Source organism: Citrobacter sp. Cpo089 (genome assembly GCF_030332695.1).
GTDB lineage: Bacteria > Pseudomonadota > Gammaproteobacteria > Enterobacterales > Enterobacteriaceae > Citrobacter > Citrobacter portucalensis.
In genome coordinates, this window is the sequence record NZ_JAOWHJ010000021.1 from 99,806 (window position 1) to 115,962 (window position 16,157).

Consider the following 16,157-nt stretch of genomic DNA (forward strand, 5'->3'; position numbering starts at 1 on the left):
TCCGCTGTCCCCGGCTTTTTCTTTTTTTTCTGCTGAGGCATAACGTATGGCATGTGGCGAGTTTTCCCTGATTGCCCGTTATTTTGACCGCGTAAGAACTTCTCGTCTTGATGTCGAAACCGGTATTGGTGACGACTGCGCACTTCTGAACATCCCTGAAAAACAAACGCTGGCGATCAGTACCGATACGCTGGTGGCAGGTAACCACTTCCTCCCCGACATTGATCCGACCGATCTCGCCTGGAAAGCGCTGGCGGTGAATTTGAGCGATCTGGCGGCGATGGGGGCGGATCCTGCGTGGCTGACGCTGGCGCTCACGTTACCTGACGTCGATGAAGCCTGGCTGGAAGCCTTCAGCGATGGCCTGTTTGAACTCCTCAATTACTATGATATGCAGCTGATTGGCGGTGACACCACGCGTGGGCCGCTGTCGATGACGCTGGGTATCCATGGCTACGTCCCCGTTGGGCGGGCCTTAAAACGCTCTGGCGCGAAACCGGGTGACTGGATTTATGTTACCGGCACGCCGGGTGACAGTGCGGCCGGGCTGGCGATTTTGCAGAACCGATTGCAGGTTGCAGATGCAACAGACGCGGACTATCTGCTGCAACGCCATCTGCGTCCCACGCCGCGTATTTTGCAGGGACAAGCCCTGCGCGATCTGGCCAGTGCGGCTATCGATATTTCCGACGGTTTGATTTCCGATTTGGGGCACATCGTTAATGCCAGCGGCTGTGGCGCACGGGTTAACGTTGATGTGCTGCCATACTCCACGGCATTGTCACAGCACGTTGAGCCGGAACAGGCCCTGCGCTGGGCGCTCTCGGGCGGTGAAGATTATGAGTTATGCTTTACCGTACCGGAAATTAATCGTGGTGCGCTGGACGTGGCGCTGGGAAATCTCGGCGCAGCGTTTACCTGCATTGGGCAGATGAGCGCGGACGTGGAAGGCATTCACTTTACGCGCGATGGAAAACCCGTCACGTTTGACTGGAAAGGATATGACCATTTTGCCGCGCCTTAAAAAAGATGTCGCCAAAAGCCGCCTGAGTATGCGCAATCCGTGGCACCTGTTAGCCACCGGTTTTGGCAGCGGGCTGAGCCCAATTGTTCCTGGCACGATGGGATCGCTGGCGGCGATCCCTTTTTGGTATTTAATGACCTTTCTGCCGTGGCAGCTGTATTCGCTGGTGGTGATGTTATCTATCTGTATCGGCGTTTATCTGTGCCATCAAACGGCGAAAGATATGGGCGTGCACGATCACGGTAGCATAGTCTGGGATGAGTTTGTCGGGATGTGGATTACCCTGATGGCGCTGCCGACAAACGACTGGCAGTGGGTTGCCGCCGGATTTGTGATTTTCCGTATTCTGGATATGTGGAAGCCGTGGCCGATTCGTTGGTTCGATCGCAACGTGCATGGCGGGACGGGAATCATGATCGACGATATTGTGGCTGGAATACTCTCTGCCGGAATTTTGTATTTTATCGGTCATCACTGGCCGGTAGGTATCATTTAACCCTTTTCAGGGGCTATTGTAGGCCCGATAAACGCCGAGACATCGGGCGATCAGTGCCGGATGCGCTATGCTTATCCGGCCTACAATCTTCAACCGCGCTTATTTAAATCCCACCACCGGATGCTGTTTGTACGGCGTTTCCAGCTCGGCAATTTGCTCCGGCTTCAACGTTAAATCTACCGCGTTGAGCAACTCATCCAGCTGTTCCTCACGCGAAGAGCCAATAATTGGCGCTGCCACGCCGGGTTTGCTCAGCAGCCAGGCCAGCGCAACCTGTGCCCGCGTTACACCCAACTCCTCACTGACACCGGTCAGTCGTGCGGCGATTTGCGCGTCGTTTTCATCGCTCTCGTTGTACAAATTTTTACCGACTTCATCGGAAACCAGACGTGCGGTCGTTTCTCCCCAGGGACGCGTCAGGCGACCGCGCGCCAGCGGGCTCCATGGGATGACGGCCACGCCTTCCTGATAGCAAAGCGGCAGCATTTTGCGTTCTTCTTCGCGGTAGATTAGGTTGTAGTGATCCTGCATGCTGACGAACTGCGCCCAGCCGTGTTGCTTTTGTAAGGCCAGTGCCTGGGCAAACTGCGAAGCGTGCATGGATGAGGCGCCAATATAGCGAGCTTTACCGGCTTTTACGACGTCGTTGAGGGCCTCCAGCGTTTCTTCGATCGGCGTGTTGTAATCCCAGCGGTGAATTTGCAGGATGTCCACATAGTCCATACCCAGGCGTCTGAGGCTGTCGTCGATTGAGCGCAGGATTTGTGCGCGGGATAAACCTTCCGCTAAATCATCCACCTGATGAAAAACCTTGGTAGCGACCACGACATCTTCGCGGCGGGCGAAATCACGCAGCGCGCGACCGACAATCTCTTCGCTACTGCCAGCGGAGTAGCTGTTGGCGGTATCGAAAAAGTTAATGCCACCCTCAAGGGCGTGTTTGATTATCGGGCGGCTGCTTTCTTCAGGTAGCGTCCAGGCGTGATTGCCGCGATTGGGTTCGCCAAACGTCATGCAACCCAGGCAAAGGCGGGAGACCCGTAGGTCGGTTTTTCCTAAGATGTTGTATTTCATCAATCCACTCCTGCTTAGCTCGTGATGAATTAAGCATAGCAGGAGCGGGGAGGGGATTATGCCAGCCAGGCCTTGATTTTGGTCTCAATTCCGGCGGCATTCAGACCCAGATCGGCACGAGCTTCATCCTGAGTTCCCTGCGGGATGAAAAAGTCAGGCAGGCCAATGTTCAGCACCGGGACGGGCTTACGATGGGCCATCAGCACTTCGTTTACGCCGCTGCCAGCACCACCCATAATGGCGTTCTCTTCAATGGTAACCAGCACCTCGTGTTGGGCAGCCATTTCAAGGATCAACGTTTCATCCAGTGGTTTTACAAAACGCATATCGACCAGCGTGGCGTTCAGCGACTCTGCTACCTGAGCGGCTTCCGGCATCAGGGTACCGAAGTTGAGAATCGCCACTTTTTCCCCGTGACGTTTCACGATGCCTTTACCAATTGGCAGTTGTTCCAGCGGGGTCAGCTCAACGCCTACCGCGTTGCCGCGTGGGTAGCGCACGACCGTTGGACCGTCATTGTAGTGATAGCCGGTGAACAGCATCTGGCGGCATTCGTTTTCATCACTCGGGGTCATGATGACCATTTCCGGGATGCAGCGCAGGAAGGAGAGATCGAAAGCCCCCTGATGGGTTTGTCCATCTGCGCCAACAATCCCTGCCCGGTCAACGGCGAACAGGACCGGCAGTTTCTGGATGGCTACATCGTGCAGCACCTGATCGTAGGCGCGTTGCAGGAAGGTCGAGTAAATGGCTACCACCGGCTTGTAGCCGCCAATCGCCAGACCGGCAGCAAACGTCACCGCGTGCTGCTCGGCAATCGCCACATCGAAATAGCGGTCTGGGAACTTACGTGAAAACTCCACCATTCCGGAACCTTCGCGCATCGCCGGGGTGATTGCCATCAGCTTATTGTCTTTCGCTGCGGTCTCGCACAGCCAGTCACCGAAAATTTTTGAATAGCTCGGCAGGCCGCCACTGCTTTTCGGCAGGCATCCGCTGGACGGATCGAATTTGGGTACCGCGTGGAAGGTTATCGGATCTTTTTCCGCAGGCTCGTAGCCACGACCCTTTTTGGTCATGATGTGCAGGAACTGTGGGCCTTTCAGATCGCGCATGTTTTTGAGCGTAGTAATAAGCCCCAGCACGTCGTGACCGTCCACCGGACCGATATAGTTAAAGCCCAGTTCTTCAAACAGAGTCCCCGGCACAACCATACCTTTAATGTGTTCTTCAGTACGTTTGAGCAGTTCTTTAATCGGCGGCACGCCGGAGAAGACTTTCTTCCCGCCTTCGCGCAGCGAGGAGTAGAGTTTGCCAGAGAGCAGCTGTGCCAGATGATTGTTCAGCGCGCCAACGTTCTCTGAAATCGACATTTCGTTGTCGTTGAGGATAACCAGCATGTCGGGCCTAATATCGCCCGCGTGGTTCATCGCTTCAAACGCCATCCCTGCGGTGATGGCTCCATCACCAATCACACACACGGTACGGCGCTCTTTACCTTCTTTCTCGGCGGCAACGGCAATACCTATACCTGCGCTGATGGAGGTTGAAGAGTGCCCAACGCTCAGTACGTCATACTCGCTTTCACCGCGCCATGGGAACGGATGCAGGCCGCCTTTCTGACGAATGGTGCCGATTTTATCGCGGCGACCAGTCAGAATTTTGTGCGGATAAGCCTGATGTCCCACATCCCAGATTAACTGGTCAAACGGGGTGTTGTAGACATAGTGCAGCGCGACGGTGAGTTCCACCGTGCCCAGACCAGAGGCGAAGTGCCCGCTGGAACGGCTTACGCTGTCGAGCAAATAGCGGCGCAGTTCGTCGCAAAGCTTTGGCAGGCTCTCTTTTGGCAGCAGACGTAACTCCTGGGTGGAGTCGACCAGCGCCAGGGTCGGGTATTTGGCTATATCAAAACTCATCGCAAGCTCATGGGATATGTTGGTTTATTTATCACGCTGGATTATGTAGTCCGCTAGCGCTTCCAGTGCCGAGGTATCGAGTGACTGTGCGGCCAGCAGACTTAGCGACTGGCGGGCGTCCTCGATTAAATCCCGGGCTTTATTCTGGGCTTGCTCAAGACCCAGAAGTGCAGGATAGGTACTTTTGCCAAGCTGCTGGTCAGCACCCTGACGTTTACCCAATGTTGCAGTATCGCCTACCACATCCAGGATGTCATCCTGAACCTGGAAAGCCAGACCGATGCTTTCTGCGTATTTGTCGAGTATTGGCAGGCATTCTCGCCCTTTATCGCCAGCACTTAACGCCCCCAAACGCACGGCGGCGCGAATCAATGCTCCGGTTTTATGGCGGTGAATCCGCTCCAGTGCACCCAGCTCAACCTGATGACCTTCAGCTTCCAGATCCAGTGCCTGGCCGCCGCACATACCGGCAATGCCGCTGGCCTGAGCCAGTTCAGAGATCATCGCGATGCGGTCACGGTCAGTGACTTCCGGCATTGGGGCGTCGCTGATAATGGAGAATGCCAGCGTTTGTAGCGCATCTCCGGCCAAGATCGCATTTGCCTCGCCAAATTTTACGTGGCAAGTCGGCAGACCGCGTCGCAGGTCATCGTCATCCATCGCGGGCAAATCATCGTGCATCAGCGAATAGGCATGAATGCATTCGACGGCGGCAGCGGGAGCATCAAGCGTACTCAGGCTGACACCAAACATCTGACCGGTCGCATACACCAGGAACGGGCGCAGACGTTTACCGCCTAATAATGCGCCATATTGCATGGTTTCTACCACGGGAGTGTTCTGAAAGGGCAGTGGCGCGATAAAACGGCTCAGTGCCTGGTTTGCCTGCTCAACGCAAGCCTGTAGCTGCTGCGTAAAATCCATTTACTCATTATCCGGTGTAAAAGGCGTAAGGGCGGCGTCTTCAGTATCTGACAGCAGGATTTGTACGCGCTGTTCAGCCTGTTGTAATTTGACCTGTCCCTGACGCGCCAACTGTACGCCACGTTCGAATTCGTTCAACGCTTCTTCTAACGGCAGGTCGCCGCCTTCCAGACGGGTAACAATTTGTTCCAGCTCGCTCAGCGCGGTTTCAAAACTGGCGGGCGCTTCATTTTTCTTCGGCATAATGAATGTCTGACTCTCTGTATTGGCAGCACAAGACTATGGTAACGGACTCGCACTGATAAGCAAATAACGCGCAATGTGCACAGTAGCCGCGTGATGGTGATATACTTGCGCGCCTGGATGCAGTCGCGGGTATGGGCTGCTGTATTTTTTTCCATTACAAGTCATTCAGACTTGCCTAAGAACCATTGCCGCCATGAAGTTTATCATTAAATTGTTCCCAGAAATCACCATCAAAAGCCAATCTGTGCGTTTGCGCTTTATAAAAATTCTGACAGGGAACATTCGTAACGTTTTAAAGCACTATGATGAAGACCTTGCCGTTGTCCGTCACTGGGATCACGTAGAGGTTCGCGCTAAAGATGAAAGCCAGCGCCTGGATATTCGCGACGCGCTGACCCGTATTCCGGGTATCCACCACATTCTCGAAGTAGAAGACGTGCCGTTTACCGATATGCACGATATTTTTGAGAAGGCACTGGTGCAGTATCGCGATCAACTGGAAGGAAAAACCTTCTGCGTACGCGTTAAGCGTCGCGGGAAGCATGAGTTTAGCTCCATTGAGGTGGAACGTTATGTTGGCGGTGGACTGAACCAACATATTGAATCTGCACGCGTGAAGCTGACGAAGCCGGACGTGACGGTTAATCTTGAAATCGAAAACGACCGTCTGCTGCTGGTTAAAGGCCGCTATGAAGGTATTGGCGGTTTCCCTATTGGTACGCAGGAAGATGTACTGTCGCTGATTTCCGGCGGTTTCGACTCCGGTGTGTCCAGCTATATGCTGATGCGTCGCGGCTGCCGTGTGCACTATTGCTTCTTTAACCTTGGCGGCGCAGCGCATGAAATCGGCGTTCGCCAGGTGGCGCATTACCTGTGGAATCGCTTCGGTAGTTCGCATCGCGTGCGTTTTGTTGCTATCAACTTTGAACCGGTGGTCGGTGAGATCCTGGAGAAAGTTGATGACGGCCAGATGGGCGTGGTTCTCAAACGTATGATGGTTCGCGCGGCGTCGAAAGTCGCTGAGCGCTACGGCGTACAGGCGCTGGTAACCGGTGAAGCACTGGGCCAGGTGTCCAGCCAGACGCTGACCAACCTGCGTCTGATCGATAACGTATCCGACACCCTGATCCTGCGCCCGCTTATCTCCCATGATAAAGAGCACATCATCAATCTGGCGCGTGAAATTGGTACCGAGGACTTTGCCCGTACCATGCCGGAATACTGCGGTGTGATTTCAAAAAGCCCGACGGTGAAAGCGATCAAAGCGAAGATTGAGGCCGAAGAAGAAAACTTCGATTTCTCTATCCTCGATAAAGTGGTTGAAGAAGCGAACAATATCGATATTCGCGATATCGCCCAGCAGACGCAGCAGACCGTGGTAGAAGTGGAAACCGTGAGCGGTTTCGGCCCGAATGACGTAATCCTTGATATCCGTTCTGTGGATGAACAGGATGATAAACCGCTGAAGGTTGAAGGTGTGGACGTCGTTTCTCTGCCATTCTACAAGCTGAGCACTAAATTCGGCGATCTGGACCAGAGTAAAACCTGGCTGCTGTGGTGTGAACGCGGGGTGATGAGTCGCCTGCAGGCGCTTTATCTGCGCGAGCAGGGCTTTGAAAATGTGAAGGTGTATCGCCCGTAATTGAGTAAACATCGTGTTGTAGGCCGGATAAGGCGGTTACGCCGCCATCCGGCAATATAACGATATTATTCAAAACGAACGGGAAGCGTCTTCCCGTTCGACTCCCAGACCCCCTGATAGACACCGTCTTTAAACTCTAGCGTTATCTTCTCTTGCGTTTGTTCAGCCGCAGATGTCTTCAGTTCATAATGTTGATTGTCGGCTGTGTCGCATTTGCCGGTCAATTCAATCGGCGCGCCAAATTTTTGGTAAAAGTAAGCCCCTTCAAAAAAATCACCGTATTTGCAGTCCACCTTCAACACAATACGCATGCTTTTTCCCAGCGTGCCGTACATGACTTTGCCGTCAATGCCGGGCGCTGGAGAAACTGGTGTTGTACTCTTTACGGTAGTCAGATATTGGCCGTACGGTGTGAGTCGATTTTGCAGTTCCGCGGTTGGGATTTTCGTTGTGAAATCACCCAACTCGTCGAGCGCACGGCTGGCGTGGTTGCTACAGCGTCCGTTCAGGAAAGCCAGATGGTCTTTTTGCAGGGAGAATTTGTCGATGTAGTACAAACCGTCGGTGTAGGTTGCGCACGATGCGTAGAATTCGGCATAGTTAAAATCTTCACCTTTCTCTTCTTTTATTTGTTCTGGTGTTTGCGAATTATGTGCCGTAACAAAGGTATCGATTTGGCCGCGGATATTTTTTCTGATGCGGGTGTTTAATTCGGCGATTGTAGCCCGGGAAAAGAGATCGTTAAGGGTAATTGCCGCACCGCTGGCTAAATCGAAGCTGATCGGCACATTGTACGACTCGCAATACGCCCCGCAACCTTCGATAAACATGTTGAGCGTCAGGATTTTTGCGTCGCGATACTCAACCGTGTAGTCAAGGTTTGCGGTGGGATTCATGGCTGATTTCGCAAACTGATTTACTGTGGCCTGTGGAGTATTGCCCGGTAGCTGATTGATAAAGTTTGCGAAAATATAATCGTTAATGCGTTTTGCAACTCTGGGGTTATCCGTCGAGGAAAACCATGGCACGCGATACTGCATTTCAGTGCTTCCGGGATAGCGATATTCAATACTCTTTATTTCGAGTTGCGTCGCTGTGGCATAACCGGAAAGGAGCAGTAAAGCCACTCCACTCAGATATCCTTTCATTATGATTCCTTATAAGGGAGTGGCTCGAAGATTTACTCGTAGTAGTTATAGATTCCCGCGGCCATCACCAGCTGTGACGCCACCTCGTGAGCTTTTTCGCGACTCACCAGCAGATCAATGATTTTTAAACCGAAATCGATTGAGGTTCCCGGTCCCTGGCTGGTTAACAGATTGACGCGCGGATCCCATACGACGCGCTTGTCCTGCCACTGGTCAGCGGGAATTTGGTCTTTCAGCGCCGGAAAACCGGTCATGTTACCGATGGGGAAAATATCGTGTGGGAGGAGTACGGTGGCGGCCGCGGCGCAAATTGCCGCGACAATGCGCCCGGAACGATGAAACTGTTTCACGGTTTCGATAAGCAGCGGGCTGTCGCGAAAACACTCGGCGCCTTTAATACCGCCCGGTAGCACGATAATGTCGAAATCGCCGTCAGCAACTTCGACTAATGGTGCATCCGCCAGCAGCTTTACTCCGCGTGAGCACACAATAGTCAGGCCGCCATCGCTGGCGACGCTGGCGGTTGTGACCTTAATTCCGCCGCGAACCAGCAGATCGATAGTGGTGACCGCTTCGGTCTCCTCACTACCAGGGGCGAGACATACCAGTGCTTGAGCGCTCATACTCACTTTCCTTTCTCTTAACCATTTCAAACAGGTGGGCATTTTCCGGAACGGCGATGCCGTGCGCGCGGGCGCGTTTTAACAAATAACCGGTAATGTAGTCGATCTCAGTATGGCGCAGGGCACGTATGTCTTGCAGCATCGATGAGATATTTTCCGCCGTACTGTCAATCACTTGCTCGACATAATAGCGTAAATCATCCACAGATGTGTGGTGGCCTTCGCGTTCAATGACCGCGGCCACTTCCTCGCAGATGAGTGCTATTTTTTCAGGATGATGGCGTAACTCGCCGTTTGGGCAATCCCATAATGCGGTCAGCGGGTTAATGACACAGTTGACGGCCAGTTTGCGCCACAGCTCGGCGCGAATAGTGTCGTGCCAGGCGACGTCCGGTAGCACCTCTTGCAGGACTTCAGCCAGATAACTGAAATCACCGTCTTGTTCACGCGCCGGACCAATGCGCGTTGTTCCCTGAGCGACATGAATGATGACGTTGCCGTCACGGCGTGCCGCGTGGGTGGTGGTGCCCATCAGCAGAGGTTGCTTAATGCTATGCAGCTCTTCAATCGTCCCCATACCGTTGTGAATCAGCAGAATCGGGGTGGTTTCAGGCAGAATTGCGGCCAGGCCTTTTACCGCATCAGAAACCTGCCAGGCTTTCAGGGTGACCAGCAGCAGGTCGCTTTTTGCCAAAAAGTCGGGGTCGTTTGCCGTCAGGGATTCATTAAAAACTGACCCATCCGTGTCGATCAGGTTTACGCTGCAATAGGGTTGCGGTACGCGTAGCCACCCTTGCACCTCATGTCCATGTTTGCATAGCGTGGTAAGCCAAAGCTGTCCTAGCGCTCCACATCCCAGTACGGTAATTTTCATTCTTCCTCCTCACCTGCAACAGCACCAGGTGTTAATCCATATCGGCCGTACCCCATTATTGTTCGCAGGTATCAGTACCACGTACAATTAAAGGATACAGCCTAGTATAGCGCTGTCTGTTGGGTAACTTTGCAGGTATTATGCTTCGCATCAAAAATGAAGGGAGAGGAAAAGATGCCATCTTTCGATATTGTCTCTGAAGTTGATCTTCAGGAAGCCCGTAACGCGGTAGATAACGCCAGCCGCGAAGTGGAGTCACGCTTTGATTTTCGTGGCGTTGAAGCGACTTTTGAGCTGAATGAGTCAAATAAGACGATTAAGGTGCTGAGCGAGTCTGATTTTCAGGTCAATCAGTTGCTGGATATTCTGCGTGCCAAGCTGCTCAAACGCGGTATTGAAGGCACGTCGCTGGACGTACCAGAAACCTTCGTGCACAGCGGTAAAACCTGGTTTGTTGAAGCTAAGCTGAAACAAGGCATTGAAAGCGCAGTGCAAAAGAAGATCGTTAAGCTGATCAAAGACAGCAAACTGAAGGTGCAGGCGCAGATTCAGGGCGAAGAAATCCGTGTAACCGGCAAGGCGCGTGACGACCTGCAATCCGTCATGGCACTGGTTCGCGGCGGCGACCTCGGCCAGCCGTTCCAGTTTAAGAACTTCCGCGATTAAGTCGTAATGCCTGATGGCGCGACGCTTATCAGGCCTACAGGTAGCACACGTTATTTGTAGGCCGGATAAGACGATAGTCGCCATCCGGCAATCATCACGCCTGACTGATGGCCTGCTCAACCTCAAATCGATTGGTGACTTTGCTGTCGATTTTCACGTAGGCCGAATGCTCTTTTGCCACAATTAACACTTCGCTTATTCCTTCTTTTGCCAGCAGGCGCTGCTTTAAAGTGTCATCGGCGGCAATCTCCGGTGGAATTTCCACACGCAGGCTGCTGACATACGGCGGCTCTTTCATTGTACTTGCCACAACTAACCAAACTGCTGCCAGAAACGCGCCGGCCAGGAATACGGCCTGACCATCAAACATTTCAACCACCCAACCGCCGAGCGAACCGCCAATCGCCACGCCAAGAAACTGGCTGGTGGAGTAAACGCCCATCGCCGTGCCTTTATAACCCGCAGGTGATTCTTTACTGATAAGCGAGGGGAGGAGGGCTTCCATCAGGTTGAAGGCGAGGAAGAATATCTGCACGCCCGCAATCAGCCCCCAGAAACGAATGTTAGCGCTCCACAATACAATCTCTGCAATAAGTATCAGTAACACGCAGGCGAGGAACACACGTTTCATCTTGCGCTTCACTTCGGCGTAAATGATGAACGGCACTACGGAAACAAAGGACAGCAGCATCGTCACCAGATAAATTTTCCAGTGCTCTGCGGCGGGGAAGCCCGCTTTCGCCAGTTGGCCTGGTAAGGCGACGAATGTGGACATCAGCAAAATGTGCAGGCACATGATGCCAAAATTGAGCTTCAGCAGTTTTGGCTCCGCCAGCACTTTGCTGAAGCTGCCTTTTACCATGCCCGACTCGCGGTTCAACACGTGGGTAGTGCTATTGGGAACGACCCAAATGGTTAGCACAATACCCGTGGTAGCAAGAGCTGCAATCATCCAGAACAGCGCGTGTAGCCCCAGCGCATGGGTAACTATTGGTCCCAGCACCATCGCAATGGCGAAGGTGATACCGAAGCTGACGCCGATAAACGCCATCGCTTTGGTACGGTTTTGCTCACGGGTTAAGTCGGAAAGTAGCGCCATTACGGCAGCAGCAATCGCGCCAGAGCCTTGCAAAGCCCGGCCAAGAATAATTCCCCAGATTGAATCGGAGAGAGCAGCAATTATGCTGCCGAGAACAAATACCGCCAGCCCGCCGACAATAAGTGGCTTACGACCGATGCGGTCAGAGAGTAGGCCAAAGGGGATTTGGAAAACGGCTTGTGCCAGACCATATATGCCGATGGCAAGGCCAATCAGCGCTTCACTGGCACCCTGTAGCGCCATACCGTATGTGGTCAGAACCGGCAGGACCATAAACATGCCAAGCATGCGCAACGAGAATACGGTCCCTAAACCCCAGGTGGCGCGCAACTCACCGGGCGTCATTTTGTAATCGTTCATTCCCACCTCTGTATTAATTTCGCGCCTAGTGTAAAGCGCTAAGCAGGCTGGGTAAATATGCGCTTTATTAACAAATGTTGGGGTTGTGAGGGGCGTCGGCTGGAGACGAAAATGCCGGATAGCGATCTGAACGTAACTTATCCGGCCTACAAGCTATGTGCTTTTTTGTAGGCCGGATAAGGCGTCAGCCGCCATCCGGCATAGAAGGTGTGACGATTAACTTACCAGACGTAAGTCAGCAGGTTCTGCGAGTTTGGCACCATAAAGTCGACGGACATCATCACGGAAAGCGCGGTAATGGCGATGATGGAGAAACCGAACAGCTTGCGCGCCCAGACTCTGTCATCTTCCACTTTATAACCGCGCAGCGCCATGCCCAACCACCAGACGCTCACCGCCGCTGCAACAATCAGGTATTTATAACCTGCATAGCCGCCCAGGGTTAGCATCAGCGTGGCGATAGCAAACGCCACGATGTACAGCGTGATATGGTTCTTCGCGACCGAAATACCTTTCACCACCGGCAGTACCGGGATGTTGGCAGCCTGATAATCCTTGAAGCGGAAAATCGCAATCGCGTACGAGTGCGGCATCTGCCACAGGCTGAAAATAGCCAGCAGAATCAACGCACCGCTATCGAACTCACCGGTTACGGCACAGTAGCCAATCACCGGCGGCGCAGCGCCGGAGAGTGAGCCAATCAGCGTGCCGTAAACGGAATGGCGCTTCATGTACAGGCTATAAACGCCCACATAGACCACGAAGCCCATTACCCCCAGCCAGCAGGCCAGAGGGTTCGCGCCAAACCACAGCAGCATAAAGCCAGCAATACCCAGCAGGGTGGCGTATACCAGCGAGACCGCAGGGGAAATCAGACCTTTAACCAACACGCGGTTTTTGGTCCTCTCCATCTTCCTGTCGATATCCCTGTCGATGTAGTTGTTAAATACACAACCCGACGCCACAACCAGTGACACCCCAACCAGCGTGTAGATAAACAGGGGATAATCAATGCTGCCTTTCGAGGCCAGCAGGAATCCCCCAATCACCGAGATCAGGTTGCCAAAGATGATGCCTGGTTTCGTTACTTGCAGGTATTGCTTAAACATCATAATCGCCGCTCTTAGTGCATCATCATGTTGTAGTTAAGGTTCCACATAATCCAGATGGAGCCCACAACCAGGATGGCGATGATTAGCACAGTAAAGACAAAGGCCGTCATGTTCCAACCTTCATCAGATTTGCTATTCATGTGCAGGAAGCACACCAGGTGCACCAGAATCTGTACCACTGCCATTGCCAGAATAGTTCCCAGAATGACGGCCGGTGAGGCAGAACCTGTCATCACCATCCAGAACGGAATGACCGTCAGGATGATCGACAGGATAAAACCTGTCATGTAGGTTTTTACGCTGCCATGGGATGCGCCGCCGCTCTCGTTAGAATGACTCATTACATCGCCCCCATCAGATAAACAACAGTGAACACACAGATCCACACCACATCCAGGAAGTGCCAGAACAGGCTCAGGCACATGATGCGGGTACGGTTAGTACTGGTCAGGCCGCGACGAGCAACTTGCACCATCAGCACTGCCATCCAGATAAGACCGGAGGTGACGTGCAGACCGTGCGTGCCGACCAGCGCGAAGAACGCAGACAGGAAGCCACTGCGATCCGGGCCCATACCGTTAACAATCAGGTGATGGAATTCATAGAGTTCCATCCCGATGAATCCGGCACCGAACAAGAAGGTCAACGCCAGCCAGGAGATAACCTGGCTCTTGTTGTTCTTGTACATGGCAATCGCTGCCATGCCGTAAGTAATGGAGCTGAATAACAGCAGGAATGTTTCAACCAGAACGAACGGCAGTTCAAAAATGTCCTTACCTGTCGGGCCACCTGCGGTGCCGTTCACCAGAACGGCATAGGTTGCAAACAGAATAGAGAACAGAATGCAGTCGCTCATCAGGTAGACCCAGAATCCGAAGATCTTGGTCTGGCCTGCATCGTGGTGCCCGTGTTCGTGCGCGTGGGCAGTCGCGTGCGTTAAAGTATCAGTTGCCATTTTTCAGCCCTGCCTTAGTAATCTCATCGAAATGCTGGTTTTCCAGTTTTTCGACTTCCGGGACCGGCACGTAGTAATCCACGTCTTCATCAAAGCTTTTCACAATCCAGCTGATGATCATGCCTGCGAAGCTTGCAATTGCCAGCCACCAGATATGCCAGATCATGGCGAAACCAAACAGTGTTGCGAAGGCGGTAATGACGATACCGGCACCGCTGTTCTTCGGCATATGAATTTCTTCATAGTGCGCAGGCTGCTTGTACGCTTCACCTTTTTCTTTCATTTCCCAGAAGGCATCACGCTCGTGAACGTGCGGCACAACGGCAAAGTTATAGAACGGAGGCGGGGAAGAGGTTGCCCACTCCAGCGTACGACCACCCCATGGGTCACCGGTCAGGTCACGGTTCTGCTCGCGGTCGCGAATAGAAACGAAGATCTGAATCAGCTGGCACAGGATACCCAGTGCAATCAGCGCGGCGCCGCAGGCGGCAACGACCAGCATCGGATGGAACTGTGGATCAATCTGCTGGCTGAGGCGACGGGTCATACCCATGAAGCCCAGCACGTACAGTGGCATAAATGCTACGAAGAAGCCGATGATCCAGAACCAGAATGCGCGTTTACCCCAGGTTTCGTTCAGCGTGAAGCCAAACGCTTTTGGCCACCAGTAGGTCATACCAGCGAAGCATCCAAATACGACACCGCCGATGATAACGTTATGGAAGTGCGCGATCAGGAACAGACTGTTGTGCAGAACGAAGTCCGCACCCGGCACCGCCAGCAGTACACCGGTCATGCCGCCGACTGAGAAGGTGACGATAAAGCCAATCGTCCACAGCATTGCTGAGTGGAATACGATACGGCCCTGATACATGGTGAACAGCCAGTTGAAGATCTTCACCCCGGTCGGGATGGCGATAATCATGGTGGTGATACCGAAGAAGGCGTTTACGTTAGCGCCTGCACCCATGGTGAAGAAGTGGTGCAGCCAAACAACGAACGACAGAACGGTGATACACACGGTTGCCCACACCAGCGAGGTGTAACCAAACAGACGTTTACGCGAGAAGGTTGCCGCGATTTCGGAGAACACACCGAAGACTGGCAGAACCAGAATGTACACTTCCGGATGGCCCCAGGCCCAAATCAGGTTGATGTACATCATCATGTTGCCGCCCATATCGTTGGTAAAGAAATGGGTGCCCAGATAGCGATCCAGGGTTAGCAACGCGACGGTAACCGTCAGGATTGGGAAAGAAGCGATAATCAGGATGTTTGCACACAGAGATGCCCAGCTAAACACCGGCATCTTGAACATGGTCATTCCTGGTGCACGCATCTTAATGATGGTCACAAAGAAGTTGATACCGGTCAGGGTTGTACCAATACCGGACAACTGGACTGCCCATATCCAATAGTCGACCCCGACGCTTGGACTGTACTCTATTCCCGAAAGTGGCGGATACGCCAGCCAACCGGTCTGCGCGAATTCACCCACGCCCAGAGAAAGGTTAACCAGGATTACGCCGACAACGGTGAACCAGAAGCTCAGGTTGTTTAGGAACGGGAATGCAACGTCACGTGCGCCGATCTGCAGCGGAACCACCAGGTTCATCAGACCGATAACAAATGGCATTGCCACGAAGAAGATCATAATCACGCCGTGAGCCGTGAAGATCTGGTCGTAGTGGTGAGGAGGCAGGAAGCCCGCTTCACCTGCAGAAGCCAGCGCTTGCTGACTACGCATCATGATGGCGTCGGCAAAGCCACGAATCAACATGACGATTGCGACGATGACATACATGATGCCAAGGCGTTTGTGGTCAACCGAGGTTAGCCACTCTTTCCACAGGTAGGTCCACTTACCGAAGTAAGTGATAAGGCCCAGTAAGGCCGCACCACCGATGATAATGGCAGCAATCGTAACCATGACAATAGGTTCATGGAACGGAACTGCATCCAGCGTCAATTTTCCGAACATCGTATTCTTCCTCG

The 16,157-nt window shown here is 53.1% G+C and carries 16 protein-coding genes; 4 read left to right on the forward strand and 12 right to left on the reverse strand.

Annotated elements, in window-relative coordinates; all coding sequences use genetic code 11:
- The first annotated feature begins 46 nt into the window (after positions 1-46).
- Together thiL and pgpA are read left to right on the forward strand one after the other, a co-directional pair.
- A complete protein-coding gene (thiL, locus tag OGX92_RS02655) occupies positions 47-1,024 on the forward strand; it encodes a thiamine-phosphate kinase (RefSeq protein WP_164563050.1) in 978 nt (325 codons plus the stop codon).
- Complete coding sequence (gene pgpA / locus OGX92_RS02660; RefSeq protein ID WP_003021578.1) at positions 1,002-1,520, forward strand: phosphatidylglycerophosphatase A; 519 nt, start codon at positions 1,002-1,004, stop codon at positions 1,518-1,520. The genes thiL and pgpA overlap by 23 nt, the downstream gene beginning before the upstream one ends.
- Before the next feature lie 99 nt (positions 1,521-1,619).
- Here the strand turns inward: pgpA and yajO are convergent, their stop codons facing one another.
- The 4 genes from yajO to xseB are packed head-to-tail and all read right to left on the reverse strand — an operon-like array spanning position 1,620 to position 5,680.
- Complete coding sequence (gene yajO, locus OGX92_RS02665; protein WP_286586216.1) at positions 1,620-2,594, reverse strand: 1-deoxyxylulose-5-phosphate synthase YajO; 975 nt, start codon at positions 2,592-2,594, stop codon at positions 1,620-1,622.
- Between the two features lie 56 nt (positions 2,595-2,650).
- Positions 2,651-4,513 (reverse strand): 1-deoxy-D-xylulose-5-phosphate synthase, encoded by a 1,863-nt coding sequence (dxs, locus tag OGX92_RS02670; protein ID WP_003830996.1) that lies wholly within the window; start codon positions 4,511-4,513, stop codon positions 2,651-2,653.
- Positions 4,514-4,537: 24 nt separating this feature from the next.
- Complete coding sequence (gene ispA / locus OGX92_RS02675; protein ID WP_003830997.1) at positions 4,538-5,437, reverse strand: (2E,6E)-farnesyl diphosphate synthase; 900 nt, start codon at positions 5,435-5,437, stop codon at positions 4,538-4,540.
- A complete protein-coding gene (gene xseB, locus OGX92_RS02680; protein ID WP_003021586.1) occupies positions 5,438-5,680 on the reverse strand; it encodes an exodeoxyribonuclease VII small subunit in 243 nt (80 codons plus the stop codon).
- Positions 5,681-5,876: 196 nt separating this feature from the next.
- On the opposite strand from xseB, the gene thiI reads away from it, so the two are divergent.
- Positions 5,877-7,325, forward strand: coding sequence for a tRNA uracil 4-sulfurtransferase ThiI (gene thiI, locus OGX92_RS02685; RefSeq protein WP_008783933.1), 1,449 nt, complete (start codon positions 5,877-5,879; stop codon positions 7,323-7,325).
- Between the two features lie 65 nt (positions 7,326-7,390).
- Here thiI and OGX92_RS02690 read toward each other — a convergent pair whose 3' ends face one another.
- Genes OGX92_RS02690 through panE form a run of 3 tightly spaced genes read right to left on the reverse strand, consistent with a single transcriptional unit; the run spans position 7,391 to position 9,970 of the window.
- On the reverse strand, positions 7,391-8,473 hold the full coding sequence (locus OGX92_RS02690; RefSeq protein WP_267392291.1) for a hypothetical protein: 1,083 nt from the start codon (positions 8,471-8,473) through the stop codon (positions 7,391-7,393).
- 32 nt (positions 8,474-8,505) lie between these two features.
- Complete coding sequence (yajL, locus tag OGX92_RS02695) at positions 8,506-9,096, reverse strand: protein deglycase YajL (protein ID WP_267392292.1); 591 nt, start codon at positions 9,094-9,096, stop codon at positions 8,506-8,508.
- A complete protein-coding gene (gene panE / locus OGX92_RS02700; RefSeq protein WP_003831001.1) occupies positions 9,059-9,970 on the reverse strand; it encodes a 2-dehydropantoate 2-reductase in 912 nt (303 codons plus the stop codon). Before panE ends, yajL begins: the two co-directional genes overlap by 38 nt.
- 174 nt (positions 9,971-10,144) lie before the next feature.
- On the opposite strand from panE, the gene OGX92_RS02705 reads away from it, so the two are divergent.
- Positions 10,145-10,636, forward strand: a complete 492-nt coding sequence (locus OGX92_RS02705; protein ID WP_003831002.1) for a YajQ family cyclic di-GMP-binding protein — start codon at positions 10,145-10,147, stop codon at positions 10,634-10,636.
- A gap of 94 nt (positions 10,637-10,730) precedes the next feature.
- Here OGX92_RS02705 and OGX92_RS02710 read toward each other — a convergent pair whose 3' ends face one another.
- The 5 genes from OGX92_RS02710 to cyoB form a co-directional block, all read right to left on the reverse strand.
- Complete coding sequence (locus OGX92_RS02710) at positions 10,731-12,095, reverse strand: MFS transporter (RefSeq protein WP_206159847.1); 1,365 nt, start codon at positions 12,093-12,095, stop codon at positions 10,731-10,733.
- A 221-nt stretch (positions 12,096-12,316) separates the two neighbouring features.
- The gene (gene cyoE / locus OGX92_RS02715) at positions 12,317-13,207 is read right to left on the reverse strand and encodes a heme o synthase (protein ID WP_003831005.1); all 891 of its coding nucleotides are present in this window, start codon (positions 13,205-13,207) and stop codon (positions 12,317-12,319) included.
- 11 nt (positions 13,208-13,218) lie between these two features.
- Positions 13,219-13,548 carry a cytochrome o ubiquinol oxidase subunit IV gene (locus tag OGX92_RS02720; RefSeq protein WP_003831006.1) on the reverse strand — a complete coding sequence of 110 codons (330 nt, stop codon included), beginning with the start codon at positions 13,546-13,548 and terminating at the stop codon, positions 13,219-13,221.
- Entirely contained in the window at positions 13,548-14,162 is a 615-nt protein-coding gene (locus OGX92_RS02725) for a cytochrome o ubiquinol oxidase subunit III (RefSeq protein ID WP_003831007.1), read from the reverse strand. The genes OGX92_RS02720 and OGX92_RS02725 overlap by 1 nt, the downstream gene beginning before the upstream one ends.
- Positions 14,152-16,143 (reverse strand): cytochrome o ubiquinol oxidase subunit I, encoded by a 1,992-nt coding sequence (gene cyoB / locus OGX92_RS02730; RefSeq protein WP_003831008.1) that lies wholly within the window; start codon positions 16,141-16,143, stop codon positions 14,152-14,154. Before cyoB ends, OGX92_RS02725 begins: the two co-directional genes overlap by 11 nt.
- Between the last annotated feature and the right edge of the window lie 14 nt (positions 16,144-16,157).